26 protein-coding genes and 1 tRNA gene are annotated in these 24,794 nt (G+C 32.6%); 12 read left to right on the forward strand and 15 right to left on the reverse strand.

Annotated features, from left to right (window positions below; genetic code table 11):
* Positions 1–15: 15 nt before the first annotated feature.
* Entirely contained in the window at positions 16–1,173 is a 1,158-nt protein-coding gene (locus tag Q0820_RS12835; protein ID WP_298488046.1) for a homogentisate 1,2-dioxygenase, read from the reverse strand.
* A gap of 107 nt (positions 1,174–1,280) precedes the next feature.
* Here Q0820_RS12835 and Q0820_RS12840 point away from each other — a divergent pair, with 107 nt between their 5' ends.
* Positions 1,281–1,859, forward strand: coding sequence for a TetR/AcrR family transcriptional regulator (locus tag Q0820_RS12840; RefSeq protein ID WP_298488047.1), 579 nt, complete (start codon positions 1,281–1,283; stop codon positions 1,857–1,859).
* A 20-nt stretch (positions 1,860–1,879) separates the two neighbouring features.
* Here the strand turns inward: Q0820_RS12840 and Q0820_RS12845 are convergent.
* Positions 1,880–1,953, reverse strand: a tRNA-Ala gene (locus Q0820_RS12845).
* A 16-nt stretch (positions 1,954–1,969) separates the two neighbouring features.
* The gene (locus Q0820_RS12850) at positions 1,970–2,767 is read right to left on the reverse strand and encodes a universal stress protein (protein ID WP_298488048.1); all 798 of its coding nucleotides are present in this window, start codon (positions 2,765–2,767) and stop codon (positions 1,970–1,972) included.
* 138 nt (positions 2,768–2,905) lie between these two features.
* Between Q0820_RS12850 and Q0820_RS12855 the strand changes: the two genes are divergently transcribed.
* From Q0820_RS12855 to Q0820_RS12870, 4 genes are all read left to right on the forward strand, one after another.
* The gene (locus Q0820_RS12855; RefSeq protein ID WP_298488049.1) at positions 2,906–4,240 is read left to right on the forward strand and encodes an MATE family efflux transporter; all 1,335 of its coding nucleotides are present in this window, start codon (positions 2,906–2,908) and stop codon (positions 4,238–4,240) included.
* Between the two features lie 15 nt (positions 4,241–4,255).
* Positions 4,256–5,023, forward strand: a complete 768-nt coding sequence (locus Q0820_RS12860; RefSeq protein ID WP_298488050.1) for an enoyl-CoA hydratase/isomerase family protein — start codon at positions 4,256–4,258, stop codon at positions 5,021–5,023.
* Between the two features lie 228 nt (positions 5,024–5,251).
* On the forward strand, positions 5,252–5,701 hold the full coding sequence (locus tag Q0820_RS12865; RefSeq protein ID WP_298488051.1) for a 6-carboxytetrahydropterin synthase: 450 nt from the start codon (positions 5,252–5,254) through the stop codon (positions 5,699–5,701).
* 8 nt (positions 5,702–5,709) lie between these two features.
* Positions 5,710–6,477, forward strand: coding sequence for a UDP-2,3-diacylglucosamine diphosphatase (locus tag Q0820_RS12870; protein ID WP_298488052.1), 768 nt, complete (start codon positions 5,710–5,712; stop codon positions 6,475–6,477).
* On the opposite strand, the gene Q0820_RS12875 is transcribed toward Q0820_RS12870, so the two are convergent.
* From Q0820_RS12875 to Q0820_RS12910, 8 genes are all read right to left on the reverse strand, one after another.
* On the reverse strand, positions 6,470–7,741 hold the full coding sequence (locus tag Q0820_RS12875; RefSeq protein ID WP_298488053.1) for an MFS transporter: 1,272 nt from the start codon (positions 7,739–7,741) through the stop codon (positions 6,470–6,472). The genes Q0820_RS12870 and Q0820_RS12875 overlap by 8 nt on opposite strands.
* Before the next feature lie 77 nt (positions 7,742–7,818).
* Positions 7,819–9,522 (reverse strand): single-stranded-DNA-specific exonuclease RecJ, encoded by a 1,704-nt coding sequence (recJ, locus tag Q0820_RS12880; protein ID WP_298488054.1) that lies wholly within the window; start codon positions 9,520–9,522, stop codon positions 7,819–7,821.
* 111 nt (positions 9,523–9,633) lie between these two features.
* Complete coding sequence (locus Q0820_RS12885; RefSeq protein ID WP_298488055.1) at positions 9,634–10,062, reverse strand: OsmC family protein; 429 nt, start codon at positions 10,060–10,062, stop codon at positions 9,634–9,636.
* 59 nt (positions 10,063–10,121) lie between these two features.
* Complete coding sequence (locus tag Q0820_RS12890; protein ID WP_298488056.1) at positions 10,122–10,694, reverse strand: uracil-DNA glycosylase family protein; 573 nt, start codon at positions 10,692–10,694, stop codon at positions 10,122–10,124.
* A gap of 6 nt (positions 10,695–10,700) precedes the next feature.
* Entirely contained in the window at positions 10,701–11,042 is a 342-nt protein-coding gene (locus tag Q0820_RS12895) for a HopJ type III effector protein (RefSeq protein ID WP_298488057.1), read from the reverse strand.
* A gap of 13 nt (positions 11,043–11,055) precedes the next feature.
* Positions 11,056–11,727, reverse strand: a complete 672-nt coding sequence (gene rsmI / locus Q0820_RS12900; RefSeq protein ID WP_298488058.1) for a 16S rRNA (cytidine(1402)-2'-O)-methyltransferase — start codon at positions 11,725–11,727, stop codon at positions 11,056–11,058.
* A gap of 9 nt (positions 11,728–11,736) precedes the next feature.
* Entirely contained in the window at positions 11,737–12,093 is a 357-nt protein-coding gene (locus Q0820_RS12905; protein ID WP_298488059.1) for a DoxX family protein, read from the reverse strand.
* Between the two features lie 107 nt (positions 12,094–12,200).
* Positions 12,201–12,884, reverse strand: coding sequence for a hypothetical protein (locus Q0820_RS12910; protein WP_298488060.1), 684 nt, complete (start codon positions 12,882–12,884; stop codon positions 12,201–12,203).
* Between the two features lie 103 nt (positions 12,885–12,987).
* On the opposite strand from Q0820_RS12910, the gene Q0820_RS12915 reads away from it, so the two are divergent.
* The 7 genes from Q0820_RS12915 (at position 12,988) to arfB (ending at position 20,004) form a co-directional block, all read left to right on the forward strand.
* Positions 12,988–13,632: a thymidine kinase gene (locus Q0820_RS12915; protein ID WP_298488061.1), complete on the forward strand. Its 645-nt coding sequence runs from the start codon at positions 12,988–12,990 to the stop codon at positions 13,630–13,632.
* The gene (alr, locus tag Q0820_RS12920) at positions 13,625–14,731 is read left to right on the forward strand and encodes an alanine racemase (RefSeq protein WP_298488062.1); all 1,107 of its coding nucleotides are present in this window, start codon (positions 13,625–13,627) and stop codon (positions 14,729–14,731) included. The genes Q0820_RS12915 and alr overlap by 8 nt, the downstream gene beginning before the upstream one ends.
* 81 nt (positions 14,732–14,812) lie before the next feature.
* On the forward strand, positions 14,813–15,217 hold the full coding sequence (gene mscL / locus Q0820_RS12925; protein ID WP_298488063.1) for a large conductance mechanosensitive channel protein MscL: 405 nt from the start codon (positions 14,813–14,815) through the stop codon (positions 15,215–15,217).
* 176 nt (positions 15,218–15,393) lie between these two features.
* Positions 15,394–16,383, forward strand: a complete 990-nt coding sequence (locus tag Q0820_RS12930) for an aspartate-semialdehyde dehydrogenase (RefSeq protein WP_298488064.1) — start codon at positions 15,394–15,396, stop codon at positions 16,381–16,383.
* Positions 16,384–16,487: 104 nt separating this feature from the next.
* Entirely contained in the window at positions 16,488–18,620 is a 2,133-nt protein-coding gene (locus Q0820_RS12935) for a prolyl oligopeptidase family serine peptidase (RefSeq protein ID WP_298488065.1), read from the forward strand.
* The gene (locus tag Q0820_RS12940; protein WP_298488066.1) at positions 18,621–19,592 is read left to right on the forward strand and encodes an ABC transporter ATP-binding protein; all 972 of its coding nucleotides are present in this window, start codon (positions 18,621–18,623) and stop codon (positions 19,590–19,592) included. It begins immediately after the preceding gene.
* Between the two features lie 7 nt (positions 19,593–19,599).
* A complete protein-coding gene (gene arfB, locus Q0820_RS12945) occupies positions 19,600–20,004 on the forward strand; it encodes an alternative ribosome rescue aminoacyl-tRNA hydrolase ArfB (RefSeq protein ID WP_298488067.1) in 405 nt (134 codons plus the stop codon).
* Here arfB and Q0820_RS12950 read toward each other — a convergent pair.
* From Q0820_RS12950 to Q0820_RS12965, 4 genes are read right to left on the reverse strand one after another with little or no spacing between them, the layout of a single operon-like run.
* Positions 19,996–21,132 carry a glycerate kinase gene (locus Q0820_RS12950; RefSeq protein ID WP_298488068.1) on the reverse strand — a complete coding sequence of 379 codons (1,137 nt, stop codon included), beginning with the start codon at positions 21,130–21,132 and terminating at the stop codon, positions 19,996–19,998. The two genes, arfB and Q0820_RS12950, sit on opposite strands and share 9 nt — an antisense overlap.
* 2 nt (positions 21,133–21,134) lie before the next feature.
* On the reverse strand, positions 21,135–22,781 hold the full coding sequence (locus Q0820_RS12955) for a sodium/solute symporter (RefSeq protein ID WP_298488069.1): 1,647 nt from the start codon (positions 22,779–22,781) through the stop codon (positions 21,135–21,137).
* 23 nt (positions 22,782–22,804) lie between these two features.
* A complete protein-coding gene (locus Q0820_RS12960) occupies positions 22,805–23,398 on the reverse strand; it encodes a GNAT family protein (RefSeq protein ID WP_298488070.1) in 594 nt (197 codons plus the stop codon).
* 19 nt (positions 23,399–23,417) lie between these two features.
* Complete coding sequence (locus Q0820_RS12965; protein WP_298488071.1) at positions 23,418–24,731, reverse strand: trehalase family glycosidase; 1,314 nt, start codon at positions 24,729–24,731, stop codon at positions 23,418–23,420.
* Positions 24,732–24,794: the final 63 nt, after the last annotated feature.

Here is a 24,794-nt window from a genome sequence, read left to right on the forward strand (position 1 = left end):
TGCTTAATATTATTGTTATTCTAGCCAAGATTGATAATAGGTACCATCATCAATATCTAAGGCCATTTGTGTTAATTTTAAAGGCTTAAAAGTATCTATCATTACTGCTAATTCTCCAGTTTCTTTTTTTCCTATACTTTTTTCATAAGCGCCTGGGTGTGGTCCATGAGGTATTCCTGCTGGGTGCAAAGATATATGTCCTTGTTCTACGTGGTTTCTGCTCATAAAATCTCCATCTACATAATACAAAACCTCATCGGAATCTATGTTAGAATGATTGTATGGTGCCGGAATTGCATCTGGATGATAATCATACAAACGAGGGCAAAAAGAACAAATTACAAAGGCATTTGTTTCAAAAGTTTGATGTACTGGTGGTGGTTGGTGCACTCTACCTGTTATAGGTTCAAAATTATGTATAGAAAAACCATAGGGGAAATTATAACCATCCCAACCAACAACATCAAAAGGGTGCGATGCGTATACTAAATGGTGTAACTGCCCTTGCTTTTTTACTTTCATTATAAAGTCTCCTATCTCATTATGTGTTTTTAAATTTTCTGGTAATTTAAAATCGCGCTCACAAAAAGGGGAATGCTCCAAGTGTTGCCCAAACCAATTTCTATATCTTTTAGGGGTGTAAATTGGAGAATAAGATTCTGCAATTAATAATCTGTTATTCTCCGTTTCAAAAGTAATTTGATATATCATTCCACGAGGAATAATAATATAATCTCCATATTCAAAAGAGATATTTCCCAACATGGTTTTTAAAACCCCTTTTCCCTTATGAATAAATAACATTTCATCTGCATCCGTATTTTTATAAAAATACGTTGTCATTGATTTTTTTGGAGCAGCTAAACTTACATGCACATCATTATTAAATAAAACTACTTTTCTACTCTCTAAAAAATCATCTTCTGGCTTTACACCAAAACCCTTTAACAGTCTAGATTTTATATTATGTTCCACGGCAGCTTTAGGCCTTAAGTCAATACTTTCCTTAACCTCTTTTACCATAGTGGGTCTATGTAAATGATACATTAAAGACGACATTCCGTCAAAACCAATTGTTCCAAACAATTGCTCGTAATGCAGGGTTCCGTCTTGCTTCTTAAAAACTGTATGTCGCTTAGATGGAATCTTCCCTAAAGTATGATATAGTGGCATAATTTTATATTTAGGTGAACAAACGTTCATGTAAATATATTAATTATTCTTTCACAAGCAAACTTTTTCCTTAGTTTTGAGGTCTTTAAGCACAAAAAAGCTTTTAAATGAGTAAAATGACAAAGAGAGAACGTTTTTTAGAAACCTCTTTAAAATTGATTAATGAAAAGGGATTTAAGGCAACTACCATGAGAGATATAGCTCATAGTTTAAACTGTGAAGTTGCTAATGTTTATAATTATATAGATTCTAAACAATCTCTTTTAGAAACTTATTTGTTTGGTATATCTAATGAGTTCCATGCAGCAATAGACACCATAATAGACTCCAACGCTAGCTCCGAGGAAAAAATAAGACTCATTATTAGAATACATATAGACTTAATGGTAAAAAAACCTTATGAATTAGCACTATTAGTAAATGAGTGGCGAAATTTAAAAGAACCTAAATTAAGTACTTTTCTTGCCGAAAGGATTGTTTATGAAAACAAAGTAAAATCTGTATTAAAAGAAGGTATGGAAGCTAAAGATTTTAAACCCATGGATATAGAAATTGCAACGTATACTTTTTTATCTACCTTAAGGTGGTTGCATGATAAGTATACGGACTTACCTATAAAAATTAACCCAAAAGAAATAGAAGAACAAATATCTGAATTTGTGTTTTCTGGTATTTCTAAAAAGTAACCTCTTTAGTACTATACTAGTGGAGAATACCGGAGTCGAACCGGTGACCTCTTGCCTGCCAGGCAAGCGCTCTAGCCAGCTGAGCTAATCCCCCAAAGTGTAGTAATTTTCTAATTCTTATTTGCACTAAGAACTAACACAGGAATTGGTGCAAAAAACTCAGATTTAGGTATGGTATTCTTTTCCCATAGTTTTTTAAAGAAACCTCTTTTTCTTCTAAATACACAAAGTAATTCTGGGCTAAAAGATTGTAAATGTTGCGTTACGCCCAAATAAGTTGTGGCATTCTCTGTTAGTGTTAGGTTCGCACTAATATCCATTAAAGCAGTATTTACATTTAAATCGCTATCTACATAACCCGGAGTTTTCACTAAAAGTAAATTTACATTAGCACTATACTTTTTACGAATAGTTACTAATGAATTAAGAATACGGTTTCTTTTAATTACTCCTGATTTAAAAGCAACTAAAATATTTTTAAATGCAACATAACTACTCCCTTTTGGTACTAAAAGAGCAGGTATATCTGTTCTTTTAATAATTTTTCCTGAAGTATTTCCTAAATATAATTCTTCTTCTATAGCATTACTACGTGGAGCCAAAATTATTAAGTCTATTCCTAACTCTTTATCTAAATCTTTAATCCCATCAACAATTCCTCCATTATACGTTGCTATTTTTATATCTACATTTTTAGCATTAATCTTAGCAATAATTTCTTTTAAACGCTCTCTACTATTTTCTGCTACTTTTTCAGAAATATTTACCAAATTCCCAGCTTTTGCAGACACATTAAAAACATCCATCACAAAAATATTGGATGAAAATTCATTTGCAAAATCTACAGCATATTGTAAGGTTTCATGAGAGGTGGTAGAAGTGCCAATAGGAACAAGTATATTTTTCATTTGTTAAGAAGGATTGTTTATTAATATTCTAAATTTACAATTAAAATAAAATCTATTCATACTATAAGACTACAAAGATATTCTAAATTCATAAAAAACAGGACAATTATAATACCCTCTTCATTATAAAAACAACTATTGAAAACCATTATTAATTTTAAAAGTATAAATAACCTTGCTATTCCTGCAACCATTGCCGGTATTGCAGAACCGTTATTATCTATTACAGATACTGCCATAGTGGGTAATATTCCTGTAGATGGCCTAGAATCTTTAGCAGCCGCAGGTATTGTTGGTTCTTTTTTATCTATGCTTATTTGGGTTTTAGGACAAACACGTAGTGCTATTTCTGCAATACTTTCTCAATATTTAGGTGCAGGAAAACTAGAACAAGTAAAAACACTACCAGCTCAAGCAATATTTTTAAACCTTATTCTTAGTGGCATAATCTTACTTACTACCGTTTTTGTTATAGAAGAAATATTTATGGCTTTAAAAGCCTCTGGTAAAATTCTTGAATATTGTATTAGTTATTATTCTATTAGAGTTTGGGGCTTTCCTCTTACTTTATTTGTATTTGCAATTATGGGCATATTTAGAGGGCTACAAAATACGGTTTGGCCTATGGTTATTGCAATAGTTGGGGCAGTAATAAATGTTATTCTAGATTTTATTTTAGTCTATGGAATAGATGGTTTTATTTCTCCAATGTACTTGGAAGGTGCTGCATGGGCTAGTTTAATTGCACAAGCTATTATGGCAATACTTGCTTTTATTCTTTTAGTAACAAAAACCGATGTTAGTCTAAAATTAAAATTACCCATTCATCCAGAGTTGAGTAGATTGGTAATTATGAGTTTAAACCTTTTTGTGCGAGCATTAGCCCTAAATACTGCCTTAATTTTAGCAGTAAGAGAAGCAACAGCTCTAGGAGACCAATATATTGGTGCGCATACTATTGCAATAAATCTTTGGTTATTTGCTGCTTTTTTTATTGATGGGTATGGAGCTGCCGGAAACATTTTAGGGGGAAAACTTCTGGGTGCAAAAGAATATGATAAACTCTTCTTATTAACTAAAAAAATAATCCTTTACGGTATACTAGTTAGCCTAGTTCTAATGTTAATAGGCTTTACATTCTACTATTCTATTGGCACATTTTTTTCCAAAGAACCTCCCATTTTAAAATCTTTTTATAGCATATTTTACATTATGCTTTTAGGATTACCCCTACATACACTTGCATTTGTTTTAGATGGATTATTTAAAGGTTTAGGTGAAATGAAATATTTAAGAAAAGTACAACTTGCAGCTACCTTTTTAGGGTTTGTTCCCTTACTTTTTATTGGTAAATGGCTAAACTGGGGTATTCATGGTATTTGGATCGCATTTACACTTTGGATGCTAATAAGAGGAGGCACATTAGTCTGGAAGTTTAACCAAAAATTTCGCCCATTATTACAAAAGCATTAATTTTAAACAAAAAATATGTCTACATCTCGTACAGACGGAAGTCTTTATACCTCTATAAATAACCGAATAGCAACCATAGAATTTGGTCACCCTGCTAGTAACTCTTTTACGGCAGAATTACTGGAAAGACTAACAAAAGAATTAAATAAACTATCTGTAAACAATGCTGTTTCTGTAATTGTTTTAAAATCTGAAGGAGAAAAGGCTTTTTGTGCTGGTGCATCTTTTAATGAGCTAATGGAAGTTTCTAACCTGGCTGAAGGAAAAGTATTCTTTAGCGGTTTTGCTAATGTAATAAATGCAATGCGTAACTGTTCCAAAATAATTGTTGGACGTGTTCATGGAAAAGCTGTTGGTGGTGGCGTTGGTATTGCTGCTGCATGCGACTATGTTTTTGCATCAGAAAAAGCATCTATAAAATTATCCGAACTTTCAATTGGTATTGCTCCTTTAGTAATTGCTCCTGCCGTTGCGCACAGAATAGGAAAAGCTGCTTTAGGAGAGCTTTCACTAGCACCTACAGAGTGGAAAAACGCTTATTGGGCTAAGGAAAAAGGACTTTTTGCTAAGGTTTTCGAAAACAGTAATGATTTAGATAAAGAATTAGATTTTTACACTAACCAATTATCCGAATATAACCCAGAAGCTTTAGAGGCTTGGAAAAAAGTACTTTGGGAAGGTACAGACCATTGGGACAAACTCCTTACCGATAGAGCTGCTATAACAGGAGAACTTGTGCTTTCTAACGCTACTAAGCAAGCGTTAAGTAAGTTTAAAAAATAATAATCGACTATTGTTATCGTTAAGATATCATAAAACAAATTAAATGAAAATTATTAACTTTTTAAACGGAGACCTTGTTTTTCCTTTTCTAGCTCTTTTTGTCCTAATAATCTATTTTGTAAATAGAGTTCGTACCAGAAAAAAATACAAAAGATAACAGCAATACTTTTGCTCTAGTAGTGTAAATAGGAATAAACCTTACCTTTGCATTGCAATATTCCTTAGACAATGAGCAACATTAGAATTACAAAACAATTTAACTTTGAAACTGGTCATGCCCTTTATGGTTATGATGGTAAGTGCAGAAATGTTCATGGCCATAGCTATAAACTTTCTGTAACCGTAATTGGAACTCCTATTACAGACAAAAGTCATGTAAAACTAGGCATGGTAATAGATTTTGGGGATTTAAAAAAAATAGTAAAAGAAGAGGTTGTAGACCAGTTTGATCATGCTACTGTTTTTAATAAAAACACCCCTCATGTAGAATTAGCAAAGGAGTTAACCGATAGAGGACACAATGTAATTCTCGCAGATTACCAACCTACTAGCGAGAATATGGTAATAGATTTTTCTGCAAAAATTAAAGCTCGTTTACCAAAAAATATTCAACTTCATTCTTTAAGATTACAAGAAACAGACACCTCTTTTGCGGAGTGGTATGCTTCTGATAATTAGTTTTTGTAATGAAAAACATTTCTATTCCAAAAGGTAAAAAAGTATACTTCGCAAGTGATAATCATTTGGGAGCGCCTACTATGGAACAAAGTATGCCCAGAGAAAAGAAATTTGTTGCTTGGTTAGATACTATAAAAGAAGATGCAGCAGCTATTTTTCTGTTAGGGGATATGTTCGATTTTTGGATGGAATACAAAACCGTAATTCCTAAAGGGTTTACAAGAACTCTTGGTAAACTAGCAGAATTGAGTGATGCCGGTATTCCTATATTCTATTTTGTTGGTAACCACGACCTTTGGATGAGTGGTTATTTTGAAGAAGAATTAAACATTCCTGTTTTTCATACCACACAACAATTTAAATTAAACGACACTTCCTTTTTTATTGGTCATGGAGATGGTCTTGGACCTGATGATAAAGGGTTTAAACGCATGAAAAAAGTATTTACGAATCCTTTTGCTAAATGGTTGTTTAGATGGTTGCATCCAGATATTGGAGTTCGACTAGGTCAATATCTTTCCGTGAAAAATAAATTAATTTCTGGGGACGATGATGTAAAATTTCTTGGCGAAGAAAAAGAATGGTTAGTGCAGTATGCTAAACGAAAATTAGAGACAAAACATTACGATTATTTTGTTTTTGGCCATAGACATTTGCCTCTAGAAATAGACCTCAACGGAAAATCTACCTATGTAAACCTTGGGGATTGGATTTCTTATTATACGTATGGTGTGTTTGATGGGACTGCACTTTCCTTAGAAAAGCTCTCTAAGTAGTTTTTGTTTCCTCTTCTTCATGTGCATCAATATCTTTTTGTAAATCTAATTTTCTAAAAGAAGGTAATGCTATAGCGGTAATACCAACTGTTAATAATGTCATAGTACCCCCAAAAACTACTGCAGTTACTGCTCCCATCCATTTAGCAGTTAAGCCACTTTCAAACGCTCCCAATTCATTAGAAGAACCAACAAAAATAGAATTTACAGATGCTACTCTACCTCGCATATGATCTGGCGTTTTTAATTGTAAAATAGTTTGTCTTATTATCATAGAAACCCCGTCAACAGCACCACTCATAAATAATGCAAATACAGATAACCAAAAGTAGGTAGACAAGCCAAACAAAATTATACAAAGTCCAAATCCAAAAATGGCATACAAGAGTTTTTTACCCGCATTTTTATGAAGTGGAAAACGAGTAGAGCCTAACATAGTTAAAAATGCTCCTACAGCAGGTGCTGCTCTAAGAATACCAAAACCTTCGGCTCCTACCTGTAAAATATCTTGCGCAAAAATAGGAAGTAGGGCTATTGCACCTCCAAAAAGTACCGCAATCATATCTAAGGTTAATGCTCCTAATACCGCTTTGGTACTAAAAACAAAATCTAATCCTTCTTTTAAACTTTGAAAAACAGGTTCTCCAATTTTAGGATTTAAAATAGGTTTCTTTTTAATCTGAGAAAGCGCTATTACTGCAAGTATAGAAAATCCAAAAATTACGCACATAGACCAGTGTACACCAATCCAACTTATAGAAAATCCTGCAAAAGCAGGCCCTAAAACCGATGCCATTTGCCAAGTAGAACTACTCCATGTTGCAGCATTTGGGTATATTTTTTTTGGTACAATCAATGCTATTAAAGAAAATATAGTTGGCCCAATAAAAGAACGTACTATGCCTCCTAAAAAAACCAAACAGTAAATAGCGTAAAGAATGGTTTTTGTACTATACTCTAATTGCACTTGCGGCATACTTAACATAAATAGCCCAAAGCTAATTATAGAAAACCCAAGAATACATTTAACTAACAAACTACGTTTTTCTTTTTGGTCTACTATATGGCCAGCAAAAAGCGCCATAAGTACCGCAGGAATAACTTCCATAAGCCCAATAATACCTAATGAGAACGGGTCCTTAGTCATAGTATACACTTGCCACTCTATTACAATAAACTGCATAGACCAAGCAAATACCATAGCAAAACGTACTACTAAAAATATATTAAATTCTTTATAACGGAGTGCTGCGTATGGATCCAAAAGAAAAGTACTAAAATTAGAGCCTCAAAAGTAAGACATTATATAATTAAAGAGGAAGTTCTCTTTTTAAAAATACTTTAATTTTCTTTTATATCTCTTATCCTCAACTGCAGAGATGTCTTTCCTTGCCACTCATTCTCATCCATAGAAAAAACAGCATTAAAAGTACCTTGGGTAACAATATCTAACTTGTTTCCTAAATTAAACCCTATAGCATTAATTCTTTCTTTACTTGTGGTATTGGGGGGCTGAAAAACAGCACATTTTAAATGGCTCTCTTCTGCTCCTACTCCTTTTGCATAACCAGAATCTTTTAAATTTTCTGCCATAAAAACAGGCGTCATATTTCCTGGTCCAAAAGGCTCAAACTGATTAATAATACGCATTAACTTAGGGGTTATGTCTGTAAAATTAATTATAGCATCTATACTTATTTCTGGAGTTAATAAGCGCTTGTCTATGGTTTGGGAAACTACCTCTTCAAACTTTGCTTTAAAATCTTCATATTGCGATTCTAAAAGGGTTAACCCTGCAGCATATTTATGGCCGCCAAATTGCTCTATAAATTCAGAACTGGCATCTAATGCATTATACACATCAAAACCTTTTACAGAACGTGCAGAAGCTGCTAATTTATTACCACTCTTAGTAAAAACTAATGTTGGTCTATAGTAGTTTTCTGTTAAACGAGATGCCACAATTCCTATGACTCCTTTATGCCAAGTATCTTTATAAACCACAGAAGTAAACTTCTCCTCTTCATTGTAATCTACTATTTGCTGTAAAGCTTCTTTGGTAATTTGCTTATCTAAATTTTTGCGGTCTAGGTTGTATTTTTCTATTTCGGAAGCAAACTTCTCTGCTTGCTCAATATCTGTTTCTGTTAATAAATTTACAGCATGTTGCCCATGTTTCATCCTACCAGCAGCATTAATTCTTGGTGCTATGGTAAAAACAACATCGGTAATACTTAATTTTTGCTTTTTTGTCTGTGCAATAATTGCTTTAAAACCTATTCTTGGGTTACTATTTATAACCTGTAAGCCGTAATATGCTAGCACTCTATTTTCTCCTGTTATGGGCACAATATCGGCCCCTATTGCAGTAGCAACCAAGTCTAAATACGGTACTAAATCTTCTATAGTTTGTTCGTTATTTACTGCTAGTGCTTGGATTAATTTAAAACCAACACCGCAACCACACAACTCATCATAAGGATACGAGCAATCCTCTCTTTTAGCATCTAAAACGGCAACTGCATTTGGTAATTCTTTTCCTGGTCTGTGGTGATCACAAATAATAAAATCTATTCCTTTTTCTTTGGCATAATTTACCTTCTCTATGGCTTTTACACCACAATCTAAGGTTATGATTAAACTAAAATCATTGTCTTCGGCAAAATCTATTCCTTGGTAAGAAACACCATATCCTTCGCCATATCTATCTGGAATATACGTTGCAACATTTGGGTAATAGCTTAGCAAATAGGAAGATAATAACGCAACGGATGTTGTGCCATCTACATCATAATCGCCATACACCAATATGTTTTCATTATTTACAATTGCTTTTTCAATACGATCTACAGCAATATTCATATCCTTCATTAAAAAAGGGTCATGCAAATCTGATAATTGCGGACGAAAAAAAGTTTTAGCCTCTGCGTAGGATGTAATTCCTCTTTGTAAAAGAAGTTGCGCAACTAAATTTTCTACGTTTAAAGCTTGCGCTAAAACAGTAATATCTTCTTGTTTGGGTTTTGCTTTAATTGTCCAGCGCATAGTTTAAGTTCAAATTTTAAGTGCAAGTAGCAAATGCAAAAAAGAAATTTAAAGAATAGGTTCTCGATACAATTTCTCCTACCGTCAAAATTACTCGAAGCGACGAATAATTTATTTATGATGAAAAACCGTTTTAATTTCCATAGAAGCAAACTGGCGGAACATCTCCATTACACCACAATACTTTTCTATAGACAAGTCTACTGCTCTTTGTAATTTTTTCTCATGTAAATTTGGTCCTGTAAAATGATATTCTACCGTAACTGCATTGTAAAATTTTGGATGCTCGTCTGTTAAATTTGCAATAGTTTCTATCGTAAATTCTTCTACCTCTAGCTTCATCTTTTTTATCATTGCTGCTACATCTAAGCCAGAACAACCTGCAAGAGAACTAAGCATTAAGGCTTTGGGTCTATACCCACTACCATCTCCGCCATCTTCTTTAGCAATATCTATTTTTAGGCTATGCCCAGATGGGTTATCGCTCTCAAAAGCCATATTACCCAACCATTTTGTAGTTACTTTATTTGTTGTACTCATAATTTATTTTCTGTGTTATTCAAAAATACAATTTCTAGACAGACAATGTATTTTTATAATTATTTTAAAGTGCTCTTAACCCTCTCCTTAAACACCGGCAAAACATCTCTATTAAACCAAGGATTTTTAGTAAGCCAAAATCTATTTCTAGGAGAAGGATGCGGTAAAGGAAAGTGCTTAGGAAGGTAATTCTCAAATACGCGAACAGTTTCTGTTAAGTTCTTTTCTGCCGTTTTTCCTAAATAATATTTTTGGGCGTAGATACCTATTAAAAGAACCAATTCTAATTTCGGAAGTTTATTAAACAACTGCTCATGCCATAAAGGAGCACATTCTGGTCTTGGTGGTAAATCTCCCGTTTTTCCTTTTCCAGGATAACAAAACCCCATAGGAATAATTGCTATTTGTTTTTCATCATAAAAAACTTCGTCTGTTATTCCCATCCATTTCCGAAGCTGCTTTCCGCTGGGATCATCCCATGGAATACCAGAAGCATGTACTTTGGTTCCTGGAGCTTGCCCTATAATTGCAATTTTAGCTTCCGGGTGCGCAACAACTACAGGCTTTGGGCCTAAAATTAAATGCTCCTTACAAATAGCACACGCTCGGATGTCGGAAAGGAGCTTTTCCATTATATCTTATTTAGTTTTTAATGCTTCTCCATCAAAAGAAATTCCATCAAAACCTGTTGCCATAAAATTTCTAATATTCTGGTGTCCCGTTCCCTCTATATCTTGTAAAACCTCTTCTGTATAGTACTTACCAAAGCAAGCTAAAGTATCTTCTTTAGATAACTTTTGTAAACTAGCAAATGCAAACAACTTACAAGAGCCTGAGTTTTCGCCAGCATTATTTTGCAATTTTCCATTAGTAAAAGCGGTTGGCCTAAATTCATAATTGGCTTCAATAACGGCCATGGTATCTGTAAATTCAACTTTACCTTCTGTACTTAATTTGTTTTTAAAATCTTCTATTTTCATACTTAAATATCTCTTATTTTTTTCCTCCTACAACAATTACTATTTCGCCTTTGGGAGGTTTTTCTGTAAAGTGTTTTAAAACTTCCTCAGCGGTTCCTCTTACGGTTTCTTCATACATTTTGGTAAGTTCTCTAGAAACAGAAACTGGCCTTTCGGCATCAAAATATTCTACAAACTGTCCTAATGTCTTTACTAGTTTATGAGGCGATTCATAAAAAATAATGGTTCTCGTTTCTTCGGAAAGTAGCTTTAATCGTGTTTGTCTTCCTTTTTTTACAGGTAAAAATCCTTCAAAAACAAACTTATCATTAGGCAACCCACTATTTACCAATGCAGGTACAAAAGCTGTTGCTCCAGGCAAACAGTCTACCTCAATATTTTCTGCAACACAAGCTCTAGTAAGTAAAAATCCAGGGTCTGATATTGCCGGTGTGCCTGCATCCGAAATTAAGGCAATAGTAGTTCCTGCTTGAATTTTATGTACCAAAGCGTCTACCATTTTATGCTCATTATGCATATGATGGCTTTGCATTGGTGTGCCAATTTCTAAATGTTTTAAAAGCTTACCACTAGTCCTAGTGTCTTCTGCCAAAATAAGGTCTGCATCCTTTAGTACACGTATAGCACGTAATGTAATATCTTCTAAATTACCTATTGGTGTTGGCACTAAATAGAGTTTTCCCATACTGCAAATTTACGGCCTTACTTTCTTTCCAAGAAAATACGAAGTCAATAAAACTACCAAACCTACAACTGCTAAGGCTTGTTGGCCATCATTAATCATATAATGTGCAAAAAAAGCGAGTACAAAATCGAAGAAAAAACCTGCATATGCCCATTCCTTTAAAGCTTTTCCTTTATTAGATAATAGTACTCCTAATCCTAATAATTTTGCCACAGCTAACGGATAAATTATGTAGGTAGGATACCCAAAAGATATAAACGCATCTTTAATCATTTCATGCTTAAAAAAATACATAGATGCAGAAAAAAGCATTAATACCGTTAATAAGCCTGTTGCAACCCAATACATTATTTTTTGTGTTTTCATTTTATACTTTTTTGATTTACTATAAATGCTTAGTCGTACAAATAGTCTTAAAACAACAATACCCTGCAAAAGCAAGGTATTGAAATTAAAAAAAATATTTTAAAGTTTTACGCAAACTTACGCTCAATAAGCTGCATAAAACGTTGCTCTAAATCTTCTTTTCCCTCCCAATTATTATAATCTGGTTTTACCATATTCACAATAAAAGAAACAGAACGTTCTTCTGAGTCTATGGTATTTAACTGTGATAATACACGGTTGTAATCTTCTGTACTATCATTAAAAAGGTGCTTTACAAACGCAAGTCTATTATTTAAATCTACCTTAATTTCCTTGTTACTTATTCTATCATTTACAGATTTTGTTTCTCTGGTAAGCAACTCATCCTCTTTTGGCATAAAAAGTTCTTTATCATTCTTAGCGTACTTAGGTTTTCCTAAAAATTCTGATAAAACGGCATCAACTTTTTTATCCTCTGGCATTTCTAAAACCATGTCTTTTATGGTATCCATACCAGGAATCATAATATCTTCTTCATGCGGATTGCTTTCTGGAACTAGTTTATTTTCATTTAAAACTGCATTCGCCATTTTTTCAAACTTAGCCGCTATAGGGCTTTTAGCAACATTTACTTCAACGTCATTTAAGTTATCATTTATGTATTTTAAAACTGCTAATTTCTCATACATCTCTTTACTTGCATCATATAGTGCCGTAATTTCTGTAAGGTCTTCTGCAGTAATAATTTGTGTTGCTAGTTTTACTAACTCTGCTTTTATTTTCTTTTTCATGACGCTATTTTTATCCTTTCAGAAAAGGTGTATTTTTTTCTTAAATTTATATCATCGCTAAATAAGAACGAAAAAACACCTTATTTTCGTCTAAAATTACAAAATGTTTCTTGAAAATACCGTTAATCATAAAGAACAATTTGGCTGGATTGAGGTTATTGCTGGATCTATGTTCTCTGGTAAAACAGAAGAATTAATTAGAAGGTTAAAACGTGCTCAATTTGCTAAATTAAATGTTGTCATTTTTAAACCCATGGTAGATACACGTTACGATAAAAGTAAAGTGGTTTCTCATGATTCTAATGAAATACATTCTACGCCTGTAGAATCTGCCGCTAAAATTAGAAAACTCGCAGAAAATTGTGACGTTATAGGCATTGATGAAGCGCAGTTTTTTGATGATGAAATTGTGGCTGTTTGTAATGATCTTGCAAACAAAGGTATTCGTGTTATTGTTGCTGGTTTAGATATGGATTTTAAAGGAAATCCTTTTGGGCCAATGCCTAATCTAATGGCCACTGCAGAATATGTAACTAAAGTTCATGCTATTTGTACACGATCTGGAAACTTAGCAAATTATAGTTTTAGAAAAGCTAATAGCGAGGATCTTGTTCTTTTAGGAGAAGTAGAAGCATACGAACCGCTAAGTAGAGGTTCTTTTTACAAAGCTCAATTAAAAGAAAAGGTAAAAGAATTTCCAGTAAAATCTCAAGAAATAGCACCTTCTAAAAAAAACGCTAATGGCTAAAACTCAAGAAACAGTTTTAGAGATTAGTATGTCTGCTCTAGAGCATAATTATAATTTTATAACCTCTAAAATAAAACCCACTACTAAATTCTTAGCGGTTACTAAAGCTTTTGCCTACGGCAGTGATGCCTGTAAGATTGCAAAAAAACTAGAAAGTTTAGGGGTAGACTATTTTGCAGTTGCGTATACAAAAGAAGGGGTAGAATTAAGAAATTCTGGAATTAAATCCCCTATCCTAGTTCTACACCCGCAAGCAGTAAATTTTAAAACTGTTCTAAAATATAACCTAGAGCCTAATTTATATTCTAAAAAAATTCTTGAAGAATTTTTAGAGGTAGCAAAACAAGAAAATAAAAGTAATTACCCTATTCATATAAAGTTTAATACAGGACTAAATAGATTAGGTTTTACCAAAGAAGCTATTCCTAAAATTATTTCTATTATAAAGAGCAATAGTACTTTACATGTACAAAGTATATTTTCTCATTTAGCTGCATCTGAAGATTTAAATGAAAAAAAGTTTACACAGGGTCAAATAAAACAATTCTGTGAAATTAAAGAAGAAATAGAAAAATTACTTTCGTACCCTATACTAACACATATGGCAAACACTTCTGGAATATTAAATTATCCTGAAGCACATTTTTCTATGGTTCGGAGTGGTATAGGACTATACGGTTATGGAAATAATCCTTATTTTGATAAAAAATTAAAGCCTGTAGCAACCTTAAAAACAATTATTTCTCAAAAACATATCTTAGAACCTGGAAAAAGTATAGGATATAACAGGGCTTTTATTGCAGATAAAACTATAGTTACAGCAACATTACCAATTGGTCATGCAGACGGTATTGGTAGGCAATACGGAAAAGGAAAAACATTTGTAGAAGTAAACGGAAAAAAAGCACTTATTATTGGTAATGTTTGTATGGATATGATTATGATTGATGTAACAAATATTGAATGTGAGGAAGGTGATGAAGTAATTATTTTTGGACCAGAACAATCTGCAGAAGATTTTGCAAAAACAGCAAATACTATTTCCTATGAACTATTAACAGGTATTGCATCTAGAGTTAAAAGAACATTTTTAATTTAATTTATGTTTTCTAAATTTAAAATGTGACTTTTTTTATTAAATTGCGTCTAAATACATGTAACCAATTAAACACTAAATATTATGTTAAAAGAATTTAAGAATTTCATCATGACCGGAAACGTGATTGATTTTGCAGTAGCAGTTATTATGGCAGGTGCACTTGGCGCAGTAATTACTGGTTTCGTTTCTAAAATTGCTATGCCACTTATTGGTCTAGTAACTGGTGGAGTAAGTTTTTCTGATAAATTTTGGACTCCAGGAGATGAAGTTTACAAAACAGTAGCAGCTGCTAAAGAAGCAGGAGTAGCAGCTGTAGAATACGGAGCATGGATTGACACCATTATTAGTTTAATTATAGTTGGTTTTGTTATGTTCTTAATTGTAAAAGCTTACAACAAAACAAAAGCTCCAGAACCAGAAGCTGCACCTGCAGGACCAACTGCAGAAGAATTGCTTACAGAGATTCGTGATGCTTTAAAAAAGTAATCATTATACTTTTTACACATAAAATAACCCTGTCTAAATAGATGGGGTTTTTTATTGACAGAAACATTTTGTTGCAAATAAAACATTTTGTTATATTTTAATTATTCTTTGTTTTAATACTTGTACAACTCCAAGTTATACTTAAATTTGCAGCTTAATCTTTAAATAAAGTAAAAGTGAAAATAGCAGTTGTAGGAGCTACAGGAATGGTAGGAGAGGTAATGCTAAAAGTTTTAGCAGAGCGTAATTTTCCTATTACAGAGTTATTATTAGTTGCCTCAGAACGTTCTGTAGGTAAAAAATTAGCATATAAAGGTGTAGATCACACAATTATTGGATTAGCAGATGCAGTAGCAGCTAAACCAGATATTGCTATTTTTTCGGCTGGTGGAGATACTTCATTAGAATGGGCTCCTAAGTTTGCAGAAGCAGGAACAACTGTTGTAGATAATTCATCTGCATGGCGTATGGATCCTACTAAAAAACTAGTAGTTCCTGAAATTAATGCAAATGAACTAACAGCAGAAGATAAAATTATTGCTAACCCTAATTGTTCTACAATACAATTGGTCATGGCATTATCTCCATTACACAATACATATAAAATGAAACGTGTGGTAGTATCTACGTACCAATCTGTTTCAGGTACAGGTGTTAAAGCTGTAAAACAGTTAGAAAATGAGGTTGCTGGCATAGAAGGAGAAATGGCATACCCTTACCCAATTGGGCGTAATGCATTACCTCATTGCGATGTTTTCTTAGAAAATGGTTACACTAAAGAGGAAATGAAATTAGCAAGAGAGCCTCAGAAAATTTTAAATGATAGAACTTTCTCTATTAGTGCTACCGCTGTTCGTATACCAACTGCAGGTGGCCACTCAGAATCTGTAAATGTAGAATTTGAAAACGATTTTGACTTAAATGAAGTTCGTAGCATATTAAACGATACTCCAGGAGTAACAGTGCAAGATAATCCAGATACGAATACCTATCCAATGCCAATTTATGCTCACGAAAAGGATGATGTTTTTGTTGGAAGAATTCGTAGAGATGAAACACAGCCTAATAGTTTAAATATGTGGATTGTTGCAGATAACCTTAGAAAAGGTGCTGCTACAAATGCTGTACAAATTGCAGAATATTTAGTAGACAAAAAATTGGTGTAAACTTTAAGGTAGACACAAATATTTTAATCCTCCTTTAAAAACCTTTGACCCTTTTAGTGTCAAAGGTTTTTTTGTGTTAATTTAGGGCTGATTAATTAAAAAAAATGAAAACCTCTACATTTTTAACCTTATTAGTACTAGTAAATACCCTTTGTATGGCGCAAGAGAAAGAAGCTCCTTCTATTACATATCCTATCACAAAAAAAGTTAACATTGAAGACTCCTTTTTTGGAACTACCGTAAAAGATCCTTATCGTTGGTTAGAAGATGATAGAAGTACCGAAACAGAAGATTGGGTAAAAGAACAAAATAAAGTCACTTTTAGTTACCTAGACAAAATTCCGTTTAAATCGAAATTAAAAAATAGACTAGAAAAACTGTGGAATTATGAAAAATTAACTTCCCCATTTAAAAAAGGAAATTACACCTATTATTATAAAAATGATGGTTTGCAAAACCAATATGTACTTTACAGAAAAAACTTGAAAGATGAGGAAGAAGTGTTTTTAAATCCAAATACCTTTTCTAAAGATGGAACAACATCTTTATCTGCAATAAAATTTTCTAAAGATGGCTCCCTTGCAGCCTACCTTATTTCTGAAGGGGGTAGTGATTGGAGAAAAGCTATAGTGTTAGATACTAAAACCAAAGAAATAATTGGAGACACTTTAGTAGACATAAAATTTAGTAGTATTTCTTGGAAAGGTAATGAAGGTTTTTACTATTCTAGTTATGACAAACCAGAAGGTAGTGAGCTTTCTGCAAAAACAGACCAACACAAAGTTTATTACCATAAACTTAAAACGCCACAGAGTTCTGATGACCTAATATATGGAGGCATTGAGACCGAAAAACATAGGTACGTTGGTGCTAGTGTAACAGAAGATAATACATACTTATTAATCTCTGCATCTACCTCAACATCTGGAAACAAGTTGTTTATTAAAGATTTAAGAATTCCAAACGCACCTCTTGTTACTATTCTAGACCACACAAATACAGATAGTCATGTTATTGAAAATGTAGGCTCCAAACTCTACATTGTTACCAATTTAAACGCTCCAAATAAAAAAATAGTTACCGTAGATGCTGCCAATCCTACACCCGATAAATGGATAGATTTTATTCCAGAAACTAAAAATGTTTTAAGCCCTAATACTGGCGGAGGTTATTTCTTTGCAGAATATATGGTAGATGCTATTTCTAAAGTATATCAATATAATTATAATGGTAAGCTTATAAGAGAAGTAAAACTTCCTGGAATAGGTAGTGCAGGTGGTTTTGGAGGAAAAAAAGAAGATAAAGATTTTTACTTTTCTTTTTCAAATTACAAAACACCAGGTTCTTATTATAAATACAATGTAGAAAGCGGGGAGTACAATTTATATTGGACTCCAGAAATTGATTTTAATTCAGATGAATATGAATCTAATCAGGTATTTTATATGTCTAAAGATGGCACCAAAATACCAATGCTAATTACGCATAAAAAAGGGGTTGAGTTAAACGGTAAAAACCCAACTATTCTATACGGCTATGGTGGATTTAATATTAGTTTAACGCCTTCTTTTAGCATTACCAATGCTGTTTGGATGGAACAAGGCGGAATTTATGCTGTGCCTAATCTTCGTGGTGGTGGCGAATATGGTAAAAAATGGCATGACGCTGGTACCAAAATGCAAAAACAAAATGTGTTTGATGATTTTATTGCAGCCGCAGAATATTTAATAGAAAACAAGTATACTTCTTCTAACTTTTTAGCACTTCGTGGTGGTAGTAATGGCGGGCTTTTAGTAGGCGCTACTATGACACAACGCCCAAATTTAGCTAAGGTAGCACTACCTGCTGTTGGTGTTTTAGACATGCTACGTTACCATACTTTTACTGCAGGTGCAGGTTGGGCTTACGATTACGGTACTGCAAACGATTCTAAAGAAATGTTTAACTATTTAAAAGGCTATTCTCCTGTCCATAATGTAACACAAGGAACAACTTACCCAGCTACTTTAATTACCACCGGAGACCATGATGACCGTGTTGTTCCTGCACATAGTTTTAAATTTGCCGCAGAATTGCAATCCAAACAAACAGGAGAAAATCCTACTTTAATTAGAATAGAAACTAATGCTGGCCATGGCGCGGGTACCCCTGTAAGTAAAACGATAGAACAATATGCCGATATATTTTCTTTTACTTTATTTAATATGGGATTTAAAACTCTCCCAAATAACAACTAAATGTTACGAATAAATAACCTAGACTTTTCTTACGACGAAACATCTATTTTAGAAAAAATTTCTTTCCACATAAAAAAAGGAGAACACGTATCTCTTATTGGGGAGAGCGGTTGTGGTAAAAGTACCTTATTAAAGCTTATTTACGGTATTTATGATTTAAATAATGGCACCATTTTTTGGAAAGAAAATCAAATTTTAGGGCCTGCTTTTAAATTAATTCCTGGTGAAAAATACATTAAGTTTTTAGCGCAAGATTATGACTTAATGCCGCATACAACAGTTTTTGAAAATGTGAGTCAGTATTTATCGGTATTTGAGCCAGAAGAGCTTAAAAAACGCACCCAAGAGCTTTTAGAAACTATTGAAATGACTTCTTTTGCGCACACAAAGGTAAAGTTTTTAAGTGGCGGACAACAACAAAGGGTAGCTTTAGCAAGAGTTTTGGCACAACAACCAGAACTTTTATTATTAGATGAACCTTTTAGTCATATTGATAATTATAGAAAAAATAGTCTTAGAAGAAATATTTTTAAGTATTTAAAAAAAGAAAAAGTTACTGTTTTAACGGCAACCCATGACCCCAGTGACGTATTACCTTATGCAGACCAAGTTATTGTAATAAAAAACAGAAAAATAATAGCGCAAGATTCTCCTGAAAAACTATACGAGCGCCCTACAAATTTATATGTTGCTTCTCTTTTAGGAGAAGCCAACCGTATTCCAGTAAATGTTGTAAAAACATATGCAAATACTAAAAGAAGAATAATTGTTTATGCTAATGAATTTAAAGTATCCGAAAAATCTGGGTTAAAAGTACAAGTAAAAAAGAATTACTATCAAGGTGTTAACTATTTAATAGAGGCGGTATATGAAAAGGAAAAAATATTTTTTTACCATACTACAGCTATAGAAAAAGGAAAAAAAGTGTATTTAAATATCTCTATTGAGACTATTAACCAAAGGCTATCTTAAGACCGTAATGAATAAAACGCTATTGGTTTCTGAATTACAATTTAAAGGCATTAGGAGTAGTGGTGCAGGTGGCCAGCATGTAAACAAGGTTTCTTCTAAGGTAGAATTAAGTTTTGAAATTAATAAAACCAATGCACTTACAACTTTTGAAAAAGAACGTATTCTTGAAAAATTATCTAATAAAATAAACAAAGAAAATGTTCTTATTTTGCAATGCGATGAGAGTAGAAGTCAACATAAAAACAAAGATTTAGTAATTAAGCGCTTTTTAAAATTAATAGAAAGTGCGCTACTAATTCCTAAAAAAAGAAAAGCTTCTAAGCCCAAAAAATCTGCTATAGAAAAACGTTTAAAATCTAAAAAAAGAGCCGCATTAAAAAAAGTAAATAGAAGAAAACCGGATCTAGATTAGTGTTTTTAAAAAATAATCTTCTATTAACTCTTCTATTAATTGAGATGCATTTTCCATGCTATATTTTACCCCTTTAGACGGGCTATAGGTTTGCATTACTTTTTGTACCCCTAACTTTTTTAGTTCATTAGCATCAGTATCTAACTTACCACAAATAGCAACTACGGGAATCTTGTATTTTCTTGCCATTTTTACCACTCCGTTTACCAATTTTCCGTGTATGGTTTGGCTATCAATTTTTCCTTCTCCTGTAACTATATAATTAATCTTTTGATTTTCAATAATTTTAGGCACCTCTGCCAGTTCTAAAAGAAAATCTACTCCGCTTACATAGGTTGCATCAAAAAAAGTTTTTAATCCATAAGCAGTGCCTCCGGCTGCTCCTGCGCCTGGAACTAATGCGAAATCTTTTTTAAGTTTTTCCTTAATAACTTTATTTATATGTACAAGTCCTTTATCTAAAAAGGCAATTTCTTCTTTACTAGCGCCTTTCTGTTCCCCATATACATGAGCTGCGCCGTTAATTCCAAAAAGCGGATTGTCTACATCATTAACAGCATAAAATTTAACGTCTTCATATTTTTTTAATGTTTCGCTTTTTTCAATCTTAAAAACTGTAGCTAAATTGGCTCCTATTGGTTTTACTTCCTCCCCGTTTTTATCCTTAAAAATATAACCTAAAGCACTTGCAATACCTATACCTGCATCATTTGTTGCACTACCTCCTAAGCCCAAATAAATTGTCTTTACTCCTCTAGAAACCGCATCTTTTATTTGTAACCCAGTACCATAGGTAGACATTTGCATTACATTACGTTCTTCTTCTTTTAAAAGTTCTAATCCAGAGGCTTTTGCTAACTCTATATATGCGGTATCATTTGTTGCATTTAACAAATACGTTGCCTTTAATGGCCTATCCATAGGGTCTATTGTAGCTATTTCTACTTCATTAGTTGGAATACTATTAGAAATGGCATCTAAAAAACCATCGCCACCATCGGAAGCAATTATGTTAAAAATAGTAGAGGTAACATCTGCCTTTTTTATTCCTTTAGAAATAGCATCAATAACTTCTGTTGCGGTTAATGAACCTTTAAATTTATCTGGAATTAATAAGTAATTCATCATAACTAACTATAAATCTGTGGTATAAAATAACTTAACACCAAAATGAATATAAAAAATGCTATAAGAATATAAACCTCTTTAATAAAGAAATCTTCTTTTTTAGGTAATACACTTATCATTAATTCTCCCTTTTCTTTTTGCCAACCAGTTAAATAACTAATACCATAAGAAAAAACTAGTGTAAGGATAACTCCTGTAAAGTTTAACCATATCCAAAACACGTGTATCCCTAAATCTACATGGAATATGTTTTGCATTGTTTTAGAAAAAATAAGGTTAATTAAGACTGCCAAAATTATGCCTGTATTCATTCCTATATAATTTACTTTTTTACTAAACATGGCTAATAAAAAAGTTACCAATACTGGCCCATAAAACACGGATCCAATAGCATTAATAATTTCTATTACTGCACTTTTACTTCCTCCAAAAAGAAAGGAACAAGACATGCAAACTACTCCCCAAAAAATTACAGAAAGCTTAGAGATTAACATATATTTTTTAGAAGATAGTTCCTTCTTACCTTTAGAGAAAAAGTCTTCTACCGTAACTGCAGATAAGGAGTTTACTGTAGAACTTAAAGAAGACATTGCGGCAGATAAAATACCAACCATTAGTAATCCTATTAATCCATGAGGCAAATATTTTATAATAAATATAGGCATCATTAAATCGGCCTTAACACCATTTTTAGCAAATTCCTCTGGAAAATATTTTTGCGTCATAAGTGCTATATCTTTTAAAAAATCTGGAGACATACTTACTAAACCACCTATTATTAAACCTATAGAACAATACAATAACACTACAGGAAAACGTAACAATCCGTTTGCTAATAATAATTTACGAATAGTACCCTCGTCTTTTGCAGATAGTAGTCTTTGCGCTTGTGTTTGATCACAACCGTAGTATGAAACATAAAGAAAAAATCCTCCAATTATCATTGGCCATAAACCATATTCTTGGTTGTTTCCTAATCCCAAATTAAAGTCTATAACTTGCAACCTTTCTGTTGGGAAGCCATTTTCTAATCCGCCTTGCCCTTGTAATAAATCCCAGCCATAAAATAAACAAACTAATAACCCAACAAATAATATTATCATTTGTATAGCATCTCCCCAAACAACAGCTTTCATACCGCCTTGCCATGAATAAATTATAGTAATTATACTTATAATTAGAACTGTATACACAAAATCTATGTCTAAAACTGCTTGCAATATAATAGCAACGGTATATACCATTACTCCTGTTGCTAAAGCTCTGCTTATTAAAAACACCACACTCAAAATAAGCCTTGTAGATGGATGAAAACGCCTTTCTACAAATTCATAAATACTTACCACTCCAGATCTAAAAAGTGGTGGCACAATAATTACCATAATAAAAATCATGGCTAACGGTACTGCAAATTCAAAAGTTAACCATTTCATACCGCCACCTAATTTTAAGCCAACAAAAGCAGGTGCTGAAATAAAACTTATTGCAGATAACTGTGTTGCCATTGTAGACAAACTTAGAGGAAACCATCCAAGGCTTTTTCCTCCTAAAAAGTAATCTTTAGAATCTTTATTTTCTTTAAAAAAGTAACCCATTCCTAAGAAACCTATTAGATAAGCTACAATTATGATATAATCTAAATAATTCATTTTGGTTTAGTTTTATCGAAGGGTTACAATTTGTGTTTTAAAATATCTTTTTCTTTTTTAATCCATTCTTCTTTAAGAATACTTAGCAAAACTATATCTGCCCTATTTGAATTTTTGGAGGATGGTAAAAAACTACGTAATACACCTTCCTTTTTACAGCCTACACTTTGCATTGCTGCAATGCTAATTTTATTGTCGCTACTTGCTCCAAAACCCATTCTTTCTAGCTCTAGAGTATCAAAAACAAATTGAAATAATAAATATTTACAATGTTTGTTTAAGCCTGTACCTCTAAATTCTTTTCCATACCATGTATGCCCTAATTTAATGTTTTTTAATTCTTGCGAATACTCATAAAAACGAGTAGTTCCTGCGTATTTTCCATTTTTTTTATCAAAAACTATAAAAGGATATTCTTTTTTTAATGTTCTATTTTTTATTGTTTTATTAATATACGCCTCTAAATTCTTTCTTCCATTACCCTTTTCAATAAAATGCGTCCATAAATCTGATTCTTCAGAAATACTGACAAGTTCATCTATATGAGTACTACGTAAAGGACTTAATTTAACTCTGTTATTTTCTAAAATATAATCCTCTAAAAAGTTAAATACCATCCTATTTTTATATTACATTTTACTCCTGATGTAAAAAATCTATTAACAGAGCTGCACTCCAAGAAAAATTATTACCTCCGTAACCTCCATTTTCTGTTTTCCTAATTTCTTTTCTAGAGTCAAAATATTCGTAAAAACCATCTTTCGCAATCAGCTCAATAGAATCTTGTTTTACTCTTTCCGAAATATCTGTATAACCATAGTCCTTAAGACCATAATACAACATCCAGTTAAGGTTTATCCAAACTGGGCCTCTCCAATATTTTCTAGGGTTAAAACGATTACTTGTAGGATCAAAAGAAGCGCAAAGGTATTTGTCTTCACCACCAAATTTATCCATCATTGTTTTTACCAATTTAGCCGCTCTTTCTTTACTTGGAATACCAGCATAAAGAGGAGAAAATGAAGAAGAAGATACAAAACGTATTGGTCTATTATTTCTTAAATCATAATGAACATAAGCTCCTAGCTCCTCGTCATATAATTTAGCGTTAAAACCAGAAATACTCTTTGTTTGCCACTCTTTTAATTGTGCAATTTTAATTTCATTATTTCCTATCTCTTCATATAAATCTATTAATGCAGCGTTAGATTTTATTAGCATGGCATTAAATAAAGGGTCTTGCACTAAAAAAGGAGATAGTTCCGCAATTTTAGCATCATTATAATTATGTTCTTTAGCAATTTCTATAATATGTAAATAATGATCATACTCTCTTTTAGATGGTCTTTGAGAAGCATCTACATGTGTAGTATCTCTTCTTTCAAAAGTATATTCTGGTGGGTTCATGGTTTCCCAAATATCATCCCAAATTGGAGAGTTGTCTGTTCCAGATTCCCAGTTATGATATATGTATACTAAACCTTCATTATGTATATCTCTATTGGAATAGAAATACTTGTGATTATCATATACTTTATCAATTTGAGATGCTATAAACCTTAGCATATCTTTTTTATCATCTGCTATTTTTAACATCTCTTGTAACACAAAACCTGTTACCGGAGGCTGCGTCATGCCTGTAGATCTATACTCTTTAGAAGCTAAAGGATGTAGTTTTGATAAGTGAAAATCTGCACCAGGAAAATACGTATCGCTCTCGTTATGAAAAACAATATGCGGTATAAATCCGTTTTCCCATTGTGCATTTAATAGAGTTTCTATTTCTGCCTTAGCATTTTTTACATTGTAATATGCTAGACCTATAGCAATAAATCCAGAATCCCATTTCCATTGAAAAGGGTACAAACCTTTACAAGGAATCGTAAATCCTCCTTCTTGAAAATTTGCATCTAATATTTCTTTTGCTTTTTCTACTAACTTCTCTTTCATATAAAATAAAATAAAAACACACTGGGGTAAAGTACCACCAGTGTGTGTTACTACTTAAAACTT

Origin of the sequence: uncultured Maribacter sp., from assembly GCF_947495965.1 — a bacterium.
GTDB lineage: Bacteria > Bacteroidota > Bacteroidia > Flavobacteriales > Flavobacteriaceae > Maribacter_B.